This is a genomic window from Thermodesulfovibrio aggregans (assembly GCF_001514535.1).
Classification (GTDB): domain Bacteria; phylum Nitrospirota; class Thermodesulfovibrionia; order Thermodesulfovibrionales; family Thermodesulfovibrionaceae; genus Thermodesulfovibrio; species Thermodesulfovibrio aggregans.
In genome coordinates this window covers 488,228-506,677 of record NZ_BCNO01000001.1, presented here as the reverse complement: position 1 = coordinate 506,677, position 18,450 = coordinate 488,228, and the positions used below count along the sequence as shown (strand labels likewise).

General features: G+C 33.3%; 17 protein-coding genes. 8 read left to right on the top strand and 9 right to left on the bottom strand.

The annotated features are described in order from the left end of the window. Position 1 precedes the first annotated feature (1 nt). Both ftsY and TAGGR_RS02505 read right to left on the bottom strand, forming a co-directional pair. Complete coding sequence (ftsY, locus tag TAGGR_RS02510) at positions 2 to 907, bottom strand: signal recognition particle-docking protein FtsY (protein ID WP_059175787.1); 906 nt, start codon at positions 905 to 907, stop codon at positions 2 to 4. Next, complete coding sequence (locus tag TAGGR_RS02505; RefSeq protein ID WP_059175786.1) at positions 907 to 2,646, bottom strand: hypothetical protein; 1,740 nt, start codon at positions 2,644 to 2,646, stop codon at positions 907 to 909. Before TAGGR_RS02505 ends, ftsY begins: the two co-directional genes overlap by 1 nt. Positions 2,647 to 2,789: 143 nt before the next feature. Here TAGGR_RS02505 and TAGGR_RS02500 point away from each other — a divergent pair, with 143 nt between their 5' ends. From TAGGR_RS02500 to nusB, 8 genes are read left to right on the top strand one after another with little or no spacing between them, the layout of a single operon-like run. Next, complete coding sequence (locus TAGGR_RS02500; protein WP_059175785.1) at positions 2,790 to 3,197, top strand: RDD family protein; 408 nt, start codon at positions 2,790 to 2,792, stop codon at positions 3,195 to 3,197. A 52-nt stretch (positions 3,198 to 3,249) separates the two neighbouring features. Then, on the top strand, positions 3,250 to 4,284 hold the full coding sequence (locus tag TAGGR_RS02495; protein ID WP_153000421.1) for a rod shape-determining protein: 1,035 nt from the start codon (positions 3,250 to 3,252) through the stop codon (positions 4,282 to 4,284). Continuing rightward, positions 4,281 to 5,045, top strand: coding sequence for a rod shape-determining protein MreC (gene mreC, locus TAGGR_RS02490; RefSeq protein ID WP_059175783.1), 765 nt, complete (start codon positions 4,281 to 4,283; stop codon positions 5,043 to 5,045). The genes TAGGR_RS02495 and mreC overlap by 4 nt, the downstream gene beginning before the upstream one ends. Further along, the gene (locus TAGGR_RS02485; RefSeq protein WP_059175782.1) at positions 5,042 to 5,527 is read left to right on the top strand and encodes a hypothetical protein; all 486 of its coding nucleotides are present in this window, start codon (positions 5,042 to 5,044) and stop codon (positions 5,525 to 5,527) included. The genes mreC and TAGGR_RS02485 overlap by 4 nt, the downstream gene beginning before the upstream one ends. Beyond that, complete coding sequence (gene mrdA / locus TAGGR_RS02480) at positions 5,524 to 7,275, top strand: penicillin-binding protein 2 (RefSeq protein WP_059175781.1); 1,752 nt, start codon at positions 5,524 to 5,526, stop codon at positions 7,273 to 7,275. Before TAGGR_RS02485 ends, mrdA begins: the two co-directional genes overlap by 4 nt. Beyond that, positions 7,262 to 8,389, top strand: coding sequence for a rod shape-determining protein RodA (rodA, locus tag TAGGR_RS02475; RefSeq protein WP_059175780.1), 1,128 nt, complete (start codon positions 7,262 to 7,264; stop codon positions 8,387 to 8,389). The genes mrdA and rodA overlap by 14 nt, the downstream gene beginning before the upstream one ends. Positions 8,390 to 8,400: 11 nt before the next feature. After that, positions 8,401 to 8,865 carry a 6,7-dimethyl-8-ribityllumazine synthase gene (gene ribH, locus TAGGR_RS02470; RefSeq protein WP_059175779.1) on the top strand — a complete coding sequence of 155 codons (465 nt, stop codon included), beginning with the start codon at positions 8,401 to 8,403 and terminating at the stop codon, positions 8,863 to 8,865. Between the two features lie 20 nt (positions 8,866 to 8,885). Further along, positions 8,886 to 9,353, top strand: coding sequence for a transcription antitermination factor NusB (nusB, locus tag TAGGR_RS02465; RefSeq protein WP_059175778.1), 468 nt, complete (start codon positions 8,886 to 8,888; stop codon positions 9,351 to 9,353). 167 nt (positions 9,354 to 9,520) lie between these two features. On the opposite strand, the gene TAGGR_RS02460 is transcribed toward nusB, so the two are convergent. From TAGGR_RS02460 to gyrB, 7 genes are all read right to left on the bottom strand, one after another. Continuing rightward, positions 9,521 to 11,062 (bottom strand): IS1634 family transposase, encoded by a 1,542-nt coding sequence (locus TAGGR_RS02460; RefSeq protein WP_439950933.1) that lies wholly within the window; start codon positions 11,060 to 11,062, stop codon positions 9,521 to 9,523. A gap of 143 nt (positions 11,063 to 11,205) precedes the next feature. Continuing rightward, on the bottom strand, positions 11,206 to 12,699 hold the full coding sequence (gene ppcA / locus TAGGR_RS02455) for a phosphoenolpyruvate carboxylase (RefSeq protein WP_059175776.1): 1,494 nt from the start codon (positions 12,697 to 12,699) through the stop codon (positions 11,206 to 11,208). Beyond that, the gene (gene trpC, locus TAGGR_RS02450; RefSeq protein ID WP_059175775.1) at positions 12,689 to 13,480 is read right to left on the bottom strand and encodes an indole-3-glycerol phosphate synthase TrpC; all 792 of its coding nucleotides are present in this window, start codon (positions 13,478 to 13,480) and stop codon (positions 12,689 to 12,691) included. The genes ppcA and trpC overlap by 11 nt, the downstream gene beginning before the upstream one ends. Continuing rightward, positions 13,477 to 13,743, bottom strand: a complete 267-nt coding sequence (locus TAGGR_RS02445; protein ID WP_059175774.1) for an EscU/YscU/HrcU family type III secretion system export apparatus switch protein — start codon at positions 13,741 to 13,743, stop codon at positions 13,477 to 13,479. The genes trpC and TAGGR_RS02445 overlap by 4 nt, the downstream gene beginning before the upstream one ends. Continuing rightward, positions 13,740 to 14,915, bottom strand: a complete 1,176-nt coding sequence (locus TAGGR_RS02440; RefSeq protein ID WP_059175773.1) for a hypothetical protein — start codon at positions 14,913 to 14,915, stop codon at positions 13,740 to 13,742. Before TAGGR_RS02440 ends, TAGGR_RS02445 begins: the two co-directional genes overlap by 4 nt. Beyond that, positions 14,912 to 16,186 carry a serine--tRNA ligase gene (serS, locus tag TAGGR_RS02435; RefSeq protein ID WP_059175772.1) on the bottom strand — a complete coding sequence of 425 codons (1,275 nt, stop codon included), beginning with the start codon at positions 16,184 to 16,186 and terminating at the stop codon, positions 14,912 to 14,914. The genes TAGGR_RS02440 and serS overlap by 4 nt, the downstream gene beginning before the upstream one ends. Positions 16,187 to 16,194: 8 nt before the next feature. Continuing rightward, positions 16,195 to 18,426, bottom strand: coding sequence for a DNA topoisomerase (ATP-hydrolyzing) subunit B (gene gyrB, locus TAGGR_RS02430; RefSeq protein WP_059175771.1), 2,232 nt, complete (start codon positions 18,424 to 18,426; stop codon positions 16,195 to 16,197). Positions 18,427 to 18,450 lie beyond the last annotated feature (24 nt).

The window sequence follows — 18,450 nt, the reverse complement described above, 5'->3', positions numbered from 1 at the left end:
TTTAATCAAACAAAGCTTCTACAAATTCGTGTGGATTAAATTTTTTCAGGTCATCAATATCTTCGCCTATACCGATTAACTTAACAGGAATACCTATCTCCTTTTTAATTCCAAAAATAACGCCCCCTTTTGCTGTTCCATCAAGCTTTGTAACAACAACGCCTGTTAAACCTATAATTTCATTAAAAAGAGAAGCCTGCCTTATTGCATTTTGTCCGGTAGTAGCATCCAGTATCAGTAAAGTCTCATGCGGTGCATCTGGAATTGATTTTTTTATAACTCTGTTTATTTTTCCTAATTCTTCCATTAATGGTTGTTTTGTATGTAATCTCCCTGCTGTATCTATGATTACTATGTCTTTATTTTTTGCTTTAGCATGCTCAACTGCATCAAAAGCAACAGCAGCAGGATCAGCTCCACTTTTATGTTTAATAATATCTGCTCCTACTCTTTTTGCCCATATTTCAAGCTGTTCTATAGCTGCAGCTCTAAATGTATCTGCAGCTGCAAAAACAACACTTTTACCTTCCTGAATAAATTTATGACCGAGTTTTCCTATTGTCGTTGTTTTTCCAACCCCGTTTACTCCTACAACAAGAATGACTGATGGCTTACTCTTTAAATTCAGAAAATTATTGTTTTTTAGAAGATTTACAAGCTCTTCCTTAAGAATAATTTTAACATCAGTAAAATTTTTAACATTACCTTCTTTAACTTTTTTTCTCAATATACTTACAATTTCATCTGTTGCCTTAACTCCCACATCTGAAGAAATAAGAATTTCTTCAATTTCTTCTATGGTTGATTCATCTATTTTCCCACCTGTGGGGATTACTGCTTCTATCTTTTCAACAATACTTTTCTTTGTTTTTACTAATTTTTCTTTGAGTTTATCGAATAAACCCATTAAGGTCTCCTGAACTCTACAACAAGTTCATCTTTTTTCTTTACAAGATGATATTTAAGAGGTTTTTTAAGGATTATATTAGCTATAACCTTGTTATCTTTTTCAGATACAGAAACTTCTTTTATAAAATCAGATTCAATTTTAACAGGAGTTTCTAATTTGTTTTTAACAGGATAAACCTCAACTATTACTGACATTATCTTGCCTTCTTTTTTTGTTTTTGGTGAGTAACCTCCATATTTGTCAATATCTGGTATGAAAAGAGTTAATGTAGCAGCATTTTTTGTTTCAACAAGAGAAATATTTTTAAGATCCAAAACCTGACCTTTGCTTACAGATTTTTTCTCTGTTCTCTTCGATTTTTTTGTTTTTTTCTTGTCAGCTACTTTTGGTTTTTCTACTTTTTTTTCAGTAGTCTTAATTTCTGTGGAAGGGATCTCCTTTTCTTCTAATGTAGCAAAAATATTAAATTTCTCGGCTTTATCATACATGACTTCTACAGTAGCAACTCCATTTATAAATTCTGATGGAGGAATTTTATTTGGAGTAATACTACCTGAACCTGATGTTTTCAATATAACTGTGCTACCATATAAATTATAGTTTGACATAATCTTATCAAGCTGATTGTAAGCTATAATTTTTACTTTAAATCTTTGTCCTGCGATGACTGTCTCAGGGGATATTACCTCAAATCTTTTTACTTTTGGTGGAGTAACTTTTATAATCCCGCTTTCTCCTCTTATAGAACTGTCACTGGAGACCTTAACTAATATTTTTATATCTTCAGGTCTATCATAACGTAGGCTTATTTTTGCCTTACCTTCTGAAAAAGCATAAGATGATAACTCAGTAGGAAAGATATAGCCTTTCCCTTGTACTTCTATTATTACTCTTTCTTTTTGTGTAGCAAAATCTTTAACAAAATTATTGAATTTATCAATTGCTAATATGGTTATATCAAATGGCTCATCTACAATAGCAGTTTCAGGTGCATTAACAATAAATGAATTTACAGGACCATTTAAAACCTCAATTTTTTCGCTTTTACCTGTGATGTTTTTATTTAATAAATCTGCTTCAATATAAATATTTCCAATTTTATCTGAAACAAGTTTAACTTTTACATTACAGTTCTCTGGGGAATATTGAATTTCCTTTATCTGTGGAGAAACATCGCCTTTAAAAAATAAATTCAAATCTTTAGGGTCAAAATCCTTACAAACTGTATTATTAAAACGATCTTTACCTGAAATCGATACTTCAAAATCACTTCCAGCTCTTACTGAAGCAGGACCTTTTATATCAAGTTTATTTATCTCTGCTGGTAAAATTTTTATTCTTTTTTCAGTTACAGGGAAAGGACTGTTAACTTCATAGAGTGATATCTTAACCTCTTCTGCCTTTTCATCTTTAAACTTAACTGCCAAACCTGATATAGTTATTTCATTCGCCTTAAAATGATCAGGAAAGATTACAGCCGAACCAGTTACAGTTATTTTATATTCTTTAAGACTTTCCGAAGGCATGGTAACAGGATTACCAAAGGCATCAAGAGCATAGATAAATATTTTATATTCATTACCAGCTATAAATACATCGGGTGCATCAATCTGATAGTGGTCAAAAGTACCTGGTTTAGCAATAATTTCACCATAACTCGACGATATAAAGCAAAGAGAAAACAAAAAAATAATAAAATTTAAAAAGCAACTTCCCTTTGCGGTTTTATTATCCATCTTACCCTCCTGAAGTAATTTCTATTATTTTCAATTTTGCTTTATCAACAAATTTTATTGTATCCTATCATAATTGTTTACATTAAAAAGAGGCAAGTGCTAAGATATTATAAAACATTTAAAATAATAATAGAACAATAAAAATGGTTAATACTCAACCAAACTACAGCAATATTTTCTTTAGATCAATATCTAAATTAATTGATATCTTAATTGTTGTAGTATTTTGGAAATTTCTTCATGAAGGAGGACTTTTTATAGGAATTTTTTATCTATTAATTAGTGACGGTTTGTTTAAGGGATGTAGTATTGGAAAAAAACTTTTAAGACTAAAAGTTATCAATATAGAAAGAAATGTTAATGCAGACTTTAGAGATTCTATCCTCAGAAATTTACCTTTAGCGTTTTCAACACTTTTTTTATTGATACCCATTCTTGGCTGGATAGTCTGTATTGCATTTTTTGCTTTTGAATTCATACTTATGATAGGAGATCCAGATGGCAAAAGATTAGGCGATCATCTGGCTAACACTTCGGTCATAGAAGAATAAACATTAAATATTATAAAATAAAAATAATCAAAGTCTTCAGGGGAGGATAATTGTGTTTATTCAAAAATTAGCAGGAAAATTTTCCAATGATCTGGCAATTGATCTTGGAACAGCAAATACTCTGGTTTATGTAAAAGGCAAGGGGATTGTATGCGATGAACCATCAGTTGTTGTAATGAGAAGAGATAATAAGAAAGTTATTGCTGTTGGAACAGAAGCAAAAGAAATGATGGGGAAAACTCCAGCCAACATTATTACTATAAAACCCCTTAAAGATGGTGTTATAGCAGACTTTGATGCTACAGGAGAAATGCTCAAGTATTTTATTACAAAAGCTCATAATAGAAAATGTTTTATCTCTCCGAGAATTATAATTGGAGTACCATCAGGTATAACTCAGGTTGAACAAAGAGCTGTTAAAGATGCTGCAATTGCTTCAGGTGCAAGAGAAGTTTATCTTATAGAAGAACCAATGGCTGCAGCAATCGGGGTTGGACTTCCTGTTGGCGAGCCTTCAGGTAATATGATTGTTGACATTGGTGGAGGAACCACAGATGTTGCTGTAATTTCTCTTGATGGTATTGTATGTTCAAAAGCAGTAAAAGTTGGTGGAGATAAAATGGATGAAGCAATAATAGCTTATATCAAAAGAAAGTATAACCTGATGATAGGAGAAAGAACTGCTGAACTGATAAAGATAAATATCGGCAGTGCTTATCCTATGAATTCAAATAAAACTATGGAGATTAAAGGAAGAGACTTGATAACAGGAATTCCAAAAGCAATAACTATCACTGAAGAAGAAATACGAGAAGCTTTACAGGAACCTATTACAATTATTCTGGAAACAATTAAAGTTACCCTAGAAAATACACCGCCTGAACTTGCCTCTGATATAGCAGACAAAGGAATAGTTTTAGCAGGTGGAGGAGCTCTATTGAAAGGTTTAGATATTCTTATAAGAGAACATACTGGTGTTCCTGTAGTGATTCCTGATGATCCCCTTAGAGCAGTTGTAAAAGGATGTGGCGCAATGCTTGACAAACTTGATCTTCTCAGTAGAGTTTCTCTTAATGTTAATTTATGATAAAAAAAACAACTATTTTAATAGTAATTGGTATATGTTTAGTCTGCTTTTTTTTGATAAGTTATCAATCAAAAAGAGCTATAAGCTTTAATAAATTTGATGTTTCGCCCTTAATATCACCTTTACAGTATTTAAAAAACTTTTTTGTTGAACTTTACTCTTTTAGAGAAGAAAATAAGAAATTAAAACAACAGTTGTATCAAATGATTTTGGAACAGAAATCTTACTATGAACTTATACAGGAAAACAGGAAACTAAAAGAGCTGTTAAACTTAAAAGAAAAAAAGAAAGAAGTTGTAACAATAGCAAAAGTAATTCGTACAGGCTCAAATAGATTTTTAAAAACTCTATGGATAGATAAAGGAAGTGAAGATGGAATTAAAACAGATATGCCAGCAATAACACTCAACGGATTAGCAGGTAAGGTTATTTCTACATCTCCTCACTTTTCAGAAATACTCTTACTAACTGATACTAATTTTTCAGTAGCTGTGAGAGTGGAAAGGACTCGTTCAGAAGGTATAGTAAGTGGCACAGGAACAAATATGTGTATTCTTAAATATATTCCTGTAGAAGAAGACATAATGGTTGGAGACAGATTAATTACCTCTGGAACAGACGGTATTTTCCCTGAAGGAATTAAGGTTGGAGTTGTAAAAAAAATAGAAAAGAAAAAGGGATTTTTTCAGAATATAGATGTTGTACCCTACCAATCAGACTTAACAATTGAAGAAGTCGCTATAATTAAAAGCCTGATATGAGACATCTAACCAAGTGGAGCGTACTTATATTTTCCGCGTTTTTTATTGAACAGATTTTTACAATTGGAAATATAAGTTTTAATTTCTCATTTTTACTGATTTATCTTTTTGTTATAGACTACTTCTTCCCTGAGGTAGAACAAAAGAAAATAGCACCTTCAGAAGTATTACCTGTTTTATTTTTTGTAATGATCGGACTAATAGAAGACTTTTTTCAAGGAATAATTGGTCCCGCGGTAATATCAAAAACAATTACAGGTGTTTTGTTAATAGTATTGGTAAGACAACTCTTTTTTCACTGGACAGAAATTTTTAAGGCTCTTGTGATATTTGTTTTTACTATAATTGATGAGATTATTAGCAGTTTGATTATGATATACTTTTTTGATTTTAGCTTTAATACCCAGCTTTTTAAGGCCGTATTTCTTAGAGGACTTATCAATATCCCAATTGGCTTGATTTTAAGCAGGAGAAAGCCATGAAAAAAAAAGATTTCCTATTTTTAGGTACCATATTTGTAATATTTTTTATACTTTTACTGAGACTCTGGCAAATTCAAATTCTTAACGCAGATAAATACAAACAACTTGCAGAACAAAACAGAATCAGAATAATAAAAATCCCTGCTCCCCGGGGAATTATCTATGATAGAAATGGAATCCCTCTTGTTGAGAATATTCCTTCATTTGCAGCATTAATTTCACCTGAATATGCAGATAAAATAGACTTAAATTTACTATCTAAAATTTTAAACATTCCTCAAGAAGAATTACAGAATAGACTTAACACAAAAACTGAAAGTATTTATATTCCTATAAAAATAAAAGAAGATCTAACATTCAAAGAAATAGCTATGCTTGAAGCAAGACGTTCTGAAATACCGGGGTTGATAATAGAAACAGAACTTAAAAGACATTACCCTTTTGGTCATGCAACTGCTCATTTACTGGGATATCTCGGTAAAATCACAGAACAACAGATAAAGAGTAATCCTCAATATCAAAAATTACCATCCTATTTTCAGGTAGGGCAAACTGGACTGGAAAAATTATTTGATGATATTCTGATTGGAATTCCGGGAGAAAAAATTATTGAAGTTGATGCACTTGGCAGAGAACTAAGGCTTATTAAAGAATCACCACCTATAAAGGGTGAAGATCTATACTTAACAATTGATGCTCTACTTCAGGAATCGGCATATAGAGCTTTTGAAAACTACTCAGGAGCTTTTGTTGCTATAAAACCTGATACTGGCGAAGTATTAGCATTAGTAAGTTCTCCATCCTTTGACCCTAATAAATTTGTGGAAGGTGTCCCACCGCAATACTGGAATGAATTAACAAACAATCCCAAAAATCCTTTGCTTAATAGAGCAACTCAAGGACTATATGCACCGGGCTCAACATTTAAAATAATTACTGCGCTTGCTGGACTTGAAGAAGGAGTTATAACACCTGATAGAGTCTTAGTAAATTGCACAGGAGGTGTAACTCTGGGGAAATGGACTTTTGGTTGCTGGAGAAAAGAAGGACATGGAGCTGTAAATCTTAGAAGAGCTCTTATTGAATCCTGTGATGTCTACTTTTATGAACTTGGTAAAATACTCGGGATAAAAAGAATATATAAATACGCTACCTTATTAGGATTGGGAAGCGTTACAGGATTTAGTGCAGATGAAAAATCAGGACTTGTGCCTGATGAAGAATGGAAAAAAAGTGTAAAGAAGACTTCCTGGTTTTTAGGTGATACCTATAACACAGCTATTGGACAGGGATTTCTGAAAGTAACACCCATACAGATGGCTCGGGTTATGGCTACGATAGTTAATGGAGGAAACAAAATTACTCCATATTTAGTTAAAGGAAGTAAATCTGAAAAAGAAAATTTGAATCTTGATGTTAAAAATCTTGAAATAATCAAAAATGCACTATCTGGAGTAGTAAATGAACCAGAAGGAACAGCTTCAGGTGCTCGTTCTTACATTATAAAGTTTGGTGGAAAAACAGGAACAGTTCAGGTAGTTAGCAAAAAACTTAAAGAAAAGTTATCATATAAAAATATTGAACATCATGCATGGTTTATTGGCTTTGCTCCAGTGGACAGCCCAGAGATGGCTTTTTCCGTAATTATTGAACATGGAGGAAGCGGAGGTGCAGTAGCAGCCCCTGTAGCAAAAAACATACTTGAAGGTTACATTCTTAAAAAGAGGCAACTGAATGTTAAAAATTGATAGAAGATTAATAACATACTTTGACTGGATTACTTTTGCTGTAGTTCTTTTTATATGTATTATTGGGATACTGACAATTTATAGTGCCACAAGACCACCTCTCGATGAAGGAGAACACCCTCCTTTTTATGTAAAGCAACTGATTTGGCTTATAATAGCTGTGGTATTTTTGTTTATCTTTGTAACGTTTGATTATACAAAACTAAAAAATTTCTGGTTAATATTTTACATTACTGGAGTTTTGCTTCTCATTATAGTGCTTTTTGCAGGTAAAACAGCAATGGGAGCAAAACGTTGGATAAATCTAGGATTTTTCTCTTTTCAGCCTTCTGAAATATTCAAAATAGTCTCTATAATATGCCTTGCAGCTTTTCTTGACAATAAACAATCGCCATTGTCAGTAAAGGATACAATAAAAACTCTAATTATTTTTGGAATAATACCATTTATACTTATTATCAAACAGCCTGATCTCGGAACAGCTATTTTACTTTTTACAATCACATTTATAATGATTATTTATAAAGGAGTTCCTCTAAGATTGCTAGTACTTCTTTTTTCTCTGTTAATTATCTCAATATTTTTTCTGTGGGAGATTTTTTGGGAAGGACTGAAGGAATACCAAAAAAACAGACTAATTGCTTTTATTGATCCAAGTATAGATCCAAAGGGGATTGGTTACAATATTATGCAGTCAGTCATAACCATAGGCTCTGGTGGACTATTTGGTAAGGGATTTCTTGAAGGTACGCAGGGTCCTTTAAAATTTCTTCCAGAAAGACACACTGACTTTATATTTCCCATTTTTGCAGAAGAATGGGGATTTATAGGGTGCACTATACTTTTAGCACTTTATTTAACTATTTTTATCCGACTTTTTCACACATCTGTAATTGCAAAGGACAATTTTGGAAAGCTTCTTTCAATAGGTTTTACTTCAATTTTTGTTTTATACTTTTCTATAAATATTGGAATGACTCTTGGAATTATGCCAGTAGTAGGAATTCCTTTACCATTCATGAGTTACGGGGGTACAACATTGGTTGCTAATTTTATAGGAATTGCTTTAGTAATAAATGTTAGAATGAGAAGATTTGAGTTATTTTATCCATAGGAGGAGGAAAAATGAAAATTATTGAAGGAAAACTTGATGCTCAAGGTTTAAAATTTGGTATTGTTGTAAGCAGATTTAATGAATTTATCACTTCAAGGCTTCTTGAAGGAGCTCTTGATGCTCTGGTTAGACACGGAGCATACGATACAGATATAGAAATCGTAAGGGTTCCTGGTTCATTTGAGATTCCTTTAGTTGCAAAAACATTAGCCCAATCAGGTAAATTTCATGCAATTATATGTCTTGGTACTATAATTAGAGGTGCAACTCCTCATTTTGACTACGTTGCCGCTGAAGTATCAAAAGGTATTGCTCTTGTCTCTTTAGAAACAGGCATACCTGTTTCATTTGGAATAATTACAGCAGATACTATTGAGCAAGCAATAGAAAGAGCTGGTTCAAAATCAGGTAATAAAGGCTGGGATGCAGCTATGGTTGCCATTGAAATGGCTCAAGTCATGAAACAGCTGAAATAATTTTAAAATTAAGACATAAAATGAAGCGGAGAAAAGCAAGAGAATATGTTTTACAGTTTCTTTATGCATGTGAAATGAATGAAAATACAAAAAAAATGTGTGATTATGACTTATTGCAGGAAGAAATTGAAAATTTTTGGGAGAGAAATAATGAACAGGATCATCATATAAAAACTTTTGCAAATCAGTTGATAGAGGGAACAATTGAACATATTGAGACTATTGACAAAACTATTCAAAAATACGCCGAAAAATGGAATTTAGAAAGAATTATACCAATAGACAAAAATATTTTAAGATTTTCAATCTACGAAATACTATATCGGAACGATATTCCCTATCAGGTCACAATAAATGAAGCTGTGGAGATTGCAAAAAAATACTCTACAAAAGAAAGTGCTGCCTTTATTAATGGAATTCTTGATAGAATTGCAAAGGAAGAAATCTCTCGGAATGCAACAACCGATTCAAAACTGAATCAAACATAGTCAAATTTAATATTGTAACCACAAACCTAAGAATTTTCCTTTCAATTGCCCATTTTCCTGAGTTTATCAATTAAATTTTATAACTCATTGAAAATATTGAATTTTATTTTTAAAAATGGCAATTTTTTGTACAACAAAACTCGTAGTTTTTTGATTTTTAAGCAGGTTTATATTTTGAAATCTTCTCTGGCTGTTATATTGGCTGGCTCTTTTACTTTTAATGCTCTGAATAGAGACTTAGCTACTCTGTCAATCTTGTTCTTTAAGTAATATACCTGTCCATCAAGACTAAACTCTGTCAATGTGACACTCCTTAAGGCTTCCTTTATTCTTTCAGATGTGGCTGCTCTGTCTGTTGCATCCTCCAGCATCCTCATAAATAAAAAAGCTAGAAAACACACAACCAGATGCCCCCTTATCCTTCTCTCTGTCCAGTGATATACAGGTCTTACCTCTATGCTGTGTTTCATTATCCTGAAAGACTCCTCTATCTTCCACAGGCTGTGATAGGCTTTGAGAACTTGCTGTGCTGTCAGGTTTTCCTCTGTGCTCTGAACACAGTAGTATCCATCAAAAAGGCTGTCTTGCTCTATCAGAGCCTCATCAAGACTGTATCCTCTTTTCCCTTCCGCTTTTATGTATTTCTTGCCACCTCTTTTGTTTAATCCTTCTATGACAGAGGGACTCTCAAGCAGTCTTAAGGCTTTCTGTATCAGCCTGGCTCTCTCTGCCCTGTCTTTTTCTGCTCTCTTTTCTGAATAGCTTATTACTACTGTGTCTGTTATCTGTCCTGTTCTGCCTCGTTCATCCTTAACTTTAAATGTATGCTTGATCTGTTTGTATTTGAACAATCCCGCCTCTGTCTGTATTTCTACAAATCCCTCTGGATTAAATACTTCTTTTAAAAGCTCTCCATCTGCACTCTTAAGTCTTAATCCCACTATGTAGCCAAATCCAAGCTCTCTTAGCTTAAGTAAGTTGAGCCTGCTGTTTATACCCCTGTCTGCTACTATTATTATCCTGTTTAGTGAAAATCTCTTCTTTATTTTCTCTAAAAAGGGTATCAATGTCTTTGCATCAAAGGTGTTTCCAGGAAATATTTCATATCCTATTGGAAATCCTTCCATGTCTATGAGTAATCCAAGCACTATCTGAACACTGCCAATTTTACCATCTTTGCTGAATCCATACTTCCTTAACACATCCTCTTGCTGACTCTCAAAATATATGGTCGTTACATCATAAAACACAACATCCACTGATGAGTTAAAAAGATTATATCTCATATTGAATAGATGCTTCTCAAGACTGTCTTTAAAATCTGCTAAAACATCAAGTGCCCTGTACAGATGATTTATCCCAATACTTTCAAATCCAAGATACTCTTGCTTTGTCTCATACATTCCAAGTTTACTGTCTGATGAGATCATATGCCTTGTTGTCATGTAAAATACTGCCTTTGCAATATCAGCCCTTTTGTTTTCTGTCACAGAGTTGAAAAATTCATCAAGACTCAATCTATCCCAGAGTTTCTTTATCAGACAATGTCCATAGTTGAGTATTCTTCCCTCTGAGATTTTTCTAAGTTCAAGCTTTTGTTCTTCCTGCCCTAATGCTCTCTTTGCAAGTTTTTTAAATGACTCTGTGTTCAGGAAATCTTCAAGCCTGCCAAGACTGAATAGATACCTGTGCCTTGTTTTTCCAGAAATGAAAATAAAAAATAGGATTAAGTAAAATCAAGGGTTTACGAGGCTAAAATGTCAATTTTCGGGGTCTAATTGATAAAGTCAGGACTTGGACATTTTTATATGATAAGAAAAATTTAAATTCTGTTGCAACGGCAATTTTATCCTCAACCAAGAAATTTTCTTATATGGGCTGCCTCTATTAGAATATCAGCAATAAAATGATTAATACCATTTTTTATAATTTTTACAATCTGTGATGTTTTTTCTCTATGATTTAAATCAGGCTCATAAGAAAGGTTTAACGAATTAACCAATTCTATGGATGTTAATAAACTTTCTCTAACCTCAGAGGATAAAATTTCAAAGCACTTGGGATTAAAATATTGCATTGCTATTGACAGGTCGTATTCAATATTTTTATAAATATTTTTGATTTCTTCAAATTCTTTTTTACTTAAAATGCTTAATCCTAACAACTCTGGAGGAAGTCCTATTGAATAACAGACACAGCAGAAGGATATAACTCTGGGCAGTCTTACACTTCCCAGACTTCTTGAATAACCAAAAAGTCCTACATGCAGTTTTCTCATTCTTCGTTTAGGCACATATTTAGCTACTTCATTAATTAAAGGAGCTATATATTCAACCTCTTTTCTATATTGAGTGGAGATTTTATCAATAAAATAAACTGCAAGATTTTCATCAAAATCCTTTAAAGGATATCTCACAAAATTTTTAATTTTTCTTATTGCTTCAATAACATGTTCAACTGGATTGTCATATTTAAAAGCAGACTGAACTGTAAAAGTCTCAACTGAGGAGTATTCTGATAAAACTTTGTCAACTGTATAAGGGGTTAAATTACCTCTGAATGGTGGTGAACCTGCTCCTAAAATTGGATATATCTCTACTTGTCTTTCTTGAGAAAGTTTTTCTAATTTTTTTAAAGCAATCTTATTAGCAAGAATAGCGCTTATTAATCCATAGTTCATCGCAGGATCAGAACGAGCTAAAAAGACTCTTACATTAGATATTTTTTTATTTTTTAAATATTCAGAAACAATTTTATCGCAATCTAACATGGAGGGTATATCTTCAAAAAGAGGAATTACATTTATTTCCTCTGGCAAAAACTTTCCTATCCATTCAGCTAAGGTTATGTCATTTTCATGTATATTTTTATGCTGTCTTTCATAAATGAAGTTTTTGTAAAAGTAATAAATTCTATTTAGCTCTACAGCGGATGTTGTAAGAGGCAGAATTACTTCAAAAACAGGAGGAAAAACCTCATCTCCATAAAAAATTTTTGCTAAATCAAAAGACCGAGGAATGCTTTCTAAGGTTTCTAGCAAAATTTTTGCCTCTTCCTTTTCAACTGCAGGATTAGGAACTCTCAAAGTAAGAAAAACATCTCTTCCCAGTCTTTTTTGTTTAAAAAAATAAGCATAGTTAGTTAAAAGCTTTTTTACCACATAGTTGTCAACTTCCTTTCCTTCACTATCCCACATCTGTTCACAGCACCCAAGATGAGAAAAAGCATAATAGGCTTCCTGAATTTCGTCCTCTCCTGACATATCTGATGTCTCTGCAAAAAAAGGAATAGAGACATTGTCAGGATGTTGAGTTGACATAACTTTTGGAATTCTTCTATTTTGCATTTTTGAGCTCCTTTATCTTATCTGCTGGATTACTGCTCAAAATAATTGATGTTCCTACCAATATCGCATCAACACCATTTTTAACAAGTTCCTGAACATGAACTTTTTCAGAAATCCCTGACTCACTAACTACCACTTTATCCTCAGGAATTAATTTTTTAAGCCTGAAAGTAGTATTAAGCTCAACCTGAAAAGTTTTAAGGTTTCTGTTGTTTATTCCTATTATGTCCACTCCTGCAAAAAAAGCTTTTTCTAAATCTTCTTCATTGTGTATTTCAAATAAAACATCCATTTGAAGAGACTTTGCAACTTCATAGAGGGTTTTGCACTGCTGTTTACTCAAAATGCAGGCAATTAAAAGAATAGCATCTGCTTTGAGCATCTTTGATTCATATATCTGATATTCATCAAAAATAAAGTCCTTTCTTAAAACCTGGACATGAGGATATTTTTCTTTTATCTTTGTTAAAAACTCTGGACTTCCAAGAAAAAAATCCTCTTCAGTAATCACTGAAATAGCATCAGCACCAGAGGATATATATAAATCAGCCATTTTTAAAACATCATACTCTTTAAGCAGTCCTTTAACTGGAGATGCTTTCTTTATCTCTGCAATAAGCTTTATTGGCTCATGGGGTAATTTTTTTATGGCTTTATAAAATTTGGAGACAGTTTTAATGGTCTGTGCCTGTTTTTTTATTTCTTCAATGGGCTTAATTTTCTTTAACTCACTTACTCTTATTTTTTTAGCCTCAACTATTTTATTTAAAACATCCATCATTTAATTTTTCCCTTAATCTGATAAACAAAAACAAGGATTTCAGCTACTGCTTTGTATAATTCAACAGGAATCTCCTCATAAAGGTCAAGCTTTGAAAGAACCTCTACAAGAGTTTCATCTTCCTTTAAAGGAACTCCATGATGTCTTGCAAGCTCTATAATTTTTTCGGCAATCCAGCCTCTTCCCTTTGCTACAACCTTTGGGGCTGAGTCTTTATCTTTTTCATATCTTAATGCTACTGCCTTTTTAGTCTCTTCTTTCATATTACTACACTAACCAATCCTTCCTCTATTCCCCACTGTTTTAAAAGTTCTTCAATTATTGTAACATAGTTTATACCCGAAAGAATCAAACCCTGCTTATAAAATCTTTCTTTTAAATCTTCCTCGTAACTTTTAATAATATCAACAAATTCAGGCTTTCCAGAAAAACTTATAAAAAAACTTCTATTAATCATCGTAACAACAAAGGATAAAAAGTCTTGTTTTATTTTAAGATTTATAAAAACAGAATAATACTCTTTCCCCTGTTTTTTTAATGACTTGAATGCAAAGTTTCCACCCTCTATATCCTTCCATAAAAGAGGAAGAAATGTAAAAAAACTTTGAAAGGTTTTTGAAAGAACTTGATAACCATCAATATGTCTGAGAATATTCTCAACTTTATCAGCTACCTCATATATTCCCTTTTCTTTTGCTTCTCTGAGAATTTGATTAAGTACCACTTTTAGATCTTCCTGTATGTTTTGAATTCTTTCAGGGGCTGAAATAAAACTTCTTAGTTTTGCTTCAAAACTAACTCCTGTATTTAAAAGAACTTTCTGAAGTTTCTCGGCAATTTCATCACGGGATACTAAAAGACTATTCAGTAAAGTTACTTTCTCTTTAAATAGGGATTTATTTTCAAGCAAATTTATCAGTTCTTTTAAAGAATCTGTAGTCACCTCTTGTGATAAAAGAGTCTGAGCCAGCTTTTTCAGTAAACTACTCTTTTCTGAATGAGGAAGCTGTTCTAATGGAAAATTTAAGATCTCTTTAATTTGATTGAGATATGATGATTCATTAAGGCTTTGAGTTGTTTTATCAGTGAATATAACTTCTATAAGTTTTAAGATTTTTTCCGAGATTTCCCTATTTGAAAAAGGTTGCTGAGTTGTCTCTAATTCAGAGGTAGATAAAATTCTTAGTGGGATAGTTCCGTCAGAAAGAGGTTTTTCAACTTTTAGATAAACGGTATCTCCTTTATTCAATGGAAGTTCTCTTTGTGGCTGAGCAACAAGAATTCTGTCATTTATCTTTATCTGAACATTTCCTGTTGGAAATATGTCCATTATCTCAGCAGTTAAAATCTCTCCAATTACGAGTTTAATCGGCTCTGTCTGTTTACCTTTAAAGATATGAATAATGCCAGAGCTGTCAATTACAGGCTGAATCATCTTATAACATCAACACCCATATAGGGTATTAAAGCCTCAGGGACCCTAACAGAACCATCCTTTTGTTGATAATTTTCCAAAATGGCAACAACTGTTCTTCCTATTGCCAATCCTGAACCATTTAATGTATGAACAAACTCTGTGCCCTTCTTACCTCTTCTACGGAATCTAATATTTGCCCTTCTTGATTGAAAATCCTCAAAATTAGAACAGGAACTGATCTCTCTATAACGCTTCTGTCCAGGAAGCCATACTTCAATATCGTATGTTTTAGCAGCAGAAAAACCTAAATCTCCCGTACAAAGTGCTACAACTCTATAGTGCAGTCCAAGCCTTTGAAGAACCTCTTCTGCATCCCTTGTAAGTGATTCAAGCTCTTCATAAGAGTCTTCAGGTTTCACAAACTTTACAAGTTCCACCTTATTGAACTGATGCTGCCTGATAAGTCCCCTAACATCTTTTCCGTATGAACCTGCTTCACGCCTGAAACAGGGAGTATAGGAAACATAGTAGATTGGTAAATCATCTTCTGATAAAATCTCCTCTCTATGAAGATTTGTTACAGGAACTTCTGCAGTGGGGATAAGATAGAATTCAGGCTCAACTGTTCTAAATAGATCCTCTTCAAACTTGGGAAGTTGTCCTGTTCCTATCATTGTTTCTCTATTTACAAGAAGAGGAGGGAAAATCTCAATATATCCTTTTGAAGTATGTAAATCAAGCATAAAATTGATCAAAGCACGTTCAAGCTTAGCACCTAACCCTCTCATTACAGCAAATCTACTTCCTGCAATTTTTCCAGCTCTTTCAAAATCAATTATTCCAAGAACTTCTCCAATATCCCAGTGATTGAGAGGTTCAAAATCAAACTCTGGTGGACTTCCCCACTTTCTTACCTCTACATTTTCTGTTTCATCTTTACCAACAGGAACTGTATTATGAGGTATATTAGGAATGTAAAGAATAAACTGTCTTATCTGATCTTCCAGTTCTTTAAGTTTTTTTTCCATTTCACTAAGTTCTTCTCCTAATTGACGCATTCTTTGAATGAGAGTTTCGACTTCTGAACTATCAGTATGTGATTTTTTTAAGTTCGCAATTTCCTGAGACACAGAATTTCTTATAGCTCTCTTATTCTCAATCTCTCTTAAAAGGCTAAGCCTTTTATCTTCAAGAGATAGAAATTCATCAAAATTAATCTCATATCCTCTTTTTTGAAGTGCATCTTTTACTTTTTCTGGATTCTCTCTAATAAATTTTAAATCAAGCATGCTTTCTCCTAAATATCAAGATTTCGTACTTCAAGAGCATGTTTTACAATAAACTCCTTTCTTGGCTCAACTTCATCTCCCATAAGTATGGTAAATATATCATTTGCCTTTTGAGCATCCTCAACTGTAACCTGCATTAAAGTTCTCTTTTCAGGATCCATTGTCGTCTCCCACAGCTGTTCTGGATTCATCTCGCCAAGTCCCTTATATCTCTGAATTGTAAGACCTTTTTTAATAGATTCCATAATTTTGCTGTAGAGTTGCCAAAGAGAAGATGTTTTGATCTCTTCGTTTTTAATCTGAATTACATAATTCTCACCTTCTCTTATCTCTGGAATTGATTGAATTTTGTCAAATATGTCTTTAAGAACTACATAATCCTTTAAATTAGAAAAGCCTTCTTGATGCTCGGCATTTAGCATCTGTTCTATGTAGGACGGTGAAAATCCTTTTCTTTCAAAATCTTCAAGAATTTTTCCGTACTCAAAAAGTAACCTGAGAAAACTCTTTTTTTTCTCTAAATCTGTACTACCGTGTAATACAATTTCATCAACTGCTATCTCCATCAAAAATTCCTTCATCTCATTCTCTGTTTGTATGTATCTTTCCCATTTACCTCTTTTTACTCTATAAAGTGGTGGTTGAGCTATGTAGAGATAACCTTTTTCAATTAAAGGAAGCATCTGTCTGTAGAAAAAGGTCAAAAGAAGAGTTCTTATGTGAGCACCATCTACATCTGCATCTGTCATGAGAATTATTTTATGGTATCTAATGTTTTCTGGATCAAAGTTTTCCTTACCAATACCACCTCCAATTGCTGTAATAAGTGTTTTTATCTCTTCAGAGGTTAACATCTTATCAATTCTTGCTTTTTCTACATTTAGAATCTTACCTCTTAAAGGAAGCACTGCCTGAATTCGTCTGTCCCTTGCCTGCTTTGCTGAACCTCCTGCTGAATCACCCTCAACAATAAAGAGTTCTGCTTGACCGGGATCCTTTTCAGTGCAATCAGCAAGTTTTCCAGGAAGAGTTGTATCCTCAAGAATGCCTTTTCTTCGAGTAAGTTCCTTAGCCTTTTTAGCAGCTTCACGGGCACGGGCAGCTTCTTTTGCTTTTTCAACAATCTTTCTCGCATAAACGGGGTTTTCCTCAAGCCATCGTGCAAGTTTTTCATTAACTATTGTTTCTACAACGCCTTTTACTTCACTGTTGCCAAGCTTCATCTTTGTCTGTCCTTCAAACTGAGGCTCTGGAATCTTTACACTTATCACAGCTACAATGCCTTCTCTTACATCCTCACCTGAAAGAGACTCTTTACCCTCTTTTAAAAGTCCATTGGCAATGGCGTAACTATTTATTGTTCTTGTGAGAGCAGACTTAAATCCTACTAAGTGGGTGCCACCTTCTTTTGTATTAATGTTATTCACAAAAGTAAGAATTTCTTCTGAGTAACCTTCATTGTACTGAAGAGCAATTTCCACAATAATTCTGTCTTTTTCTCCAGAAATGTATATTGGTTTTGGATGTAAAATTTTCTTTCCTTTGCCTAAATCCTCAACAAAAGATACAATTCCTCCTTCTTTTATAAAATCTTCCCTAAATCCGTCTCTTTCATCAATAAGAGTAATCTTTAATCCTTTGTTTAGATAAGCTAATTCCTTAAATCTCTCTGCAAGAATCTCTCTTGAAAACTCTGTAACTTCAAATATTTCAGGGTCAGGTTTGAATCTTATGGTAGTTCCGGTAGAAGTTGACTGACCTACAACTTCAGGTCTGCCCTGAGGAATACCCCGACAATACTTCTGTCTTACCAGTTTACCTTCTCTTTTTACTTCAACCTCAAGCTCTTCAGAGAGGGCATTAACAACGCTAAGTCCTACTCCATGAAGTCCACCTGAAACCTTGTAAGCTTTAGACTCAAACTTTCCTCCTGCATGAAGTTCTGTAAGCACGATTTCAAGGGCGGTTCTACCTTCAGGATCATCAGGATGAACTCCTATTGGAATACCTCTACCATTATCACTTACAGTGCAACTTCCATCTTTATGCAAATAAACCTCAATTTTATTACAAAAACCTGCCAGAGCTTCATCCACACTATTGTCCACTACTTCATAAACAAGATGATGAAGTCCTTCAATTCCTGTTGAGCCAATATACATTGCAGGACGAGCTCTTACACCTTCAAGCCCTTTAAGAATCTTTATATCTTCAACTCTATAAGTCTCTTCCTTGTTCACTTTACTTCCTCCTCCGCACTTTTG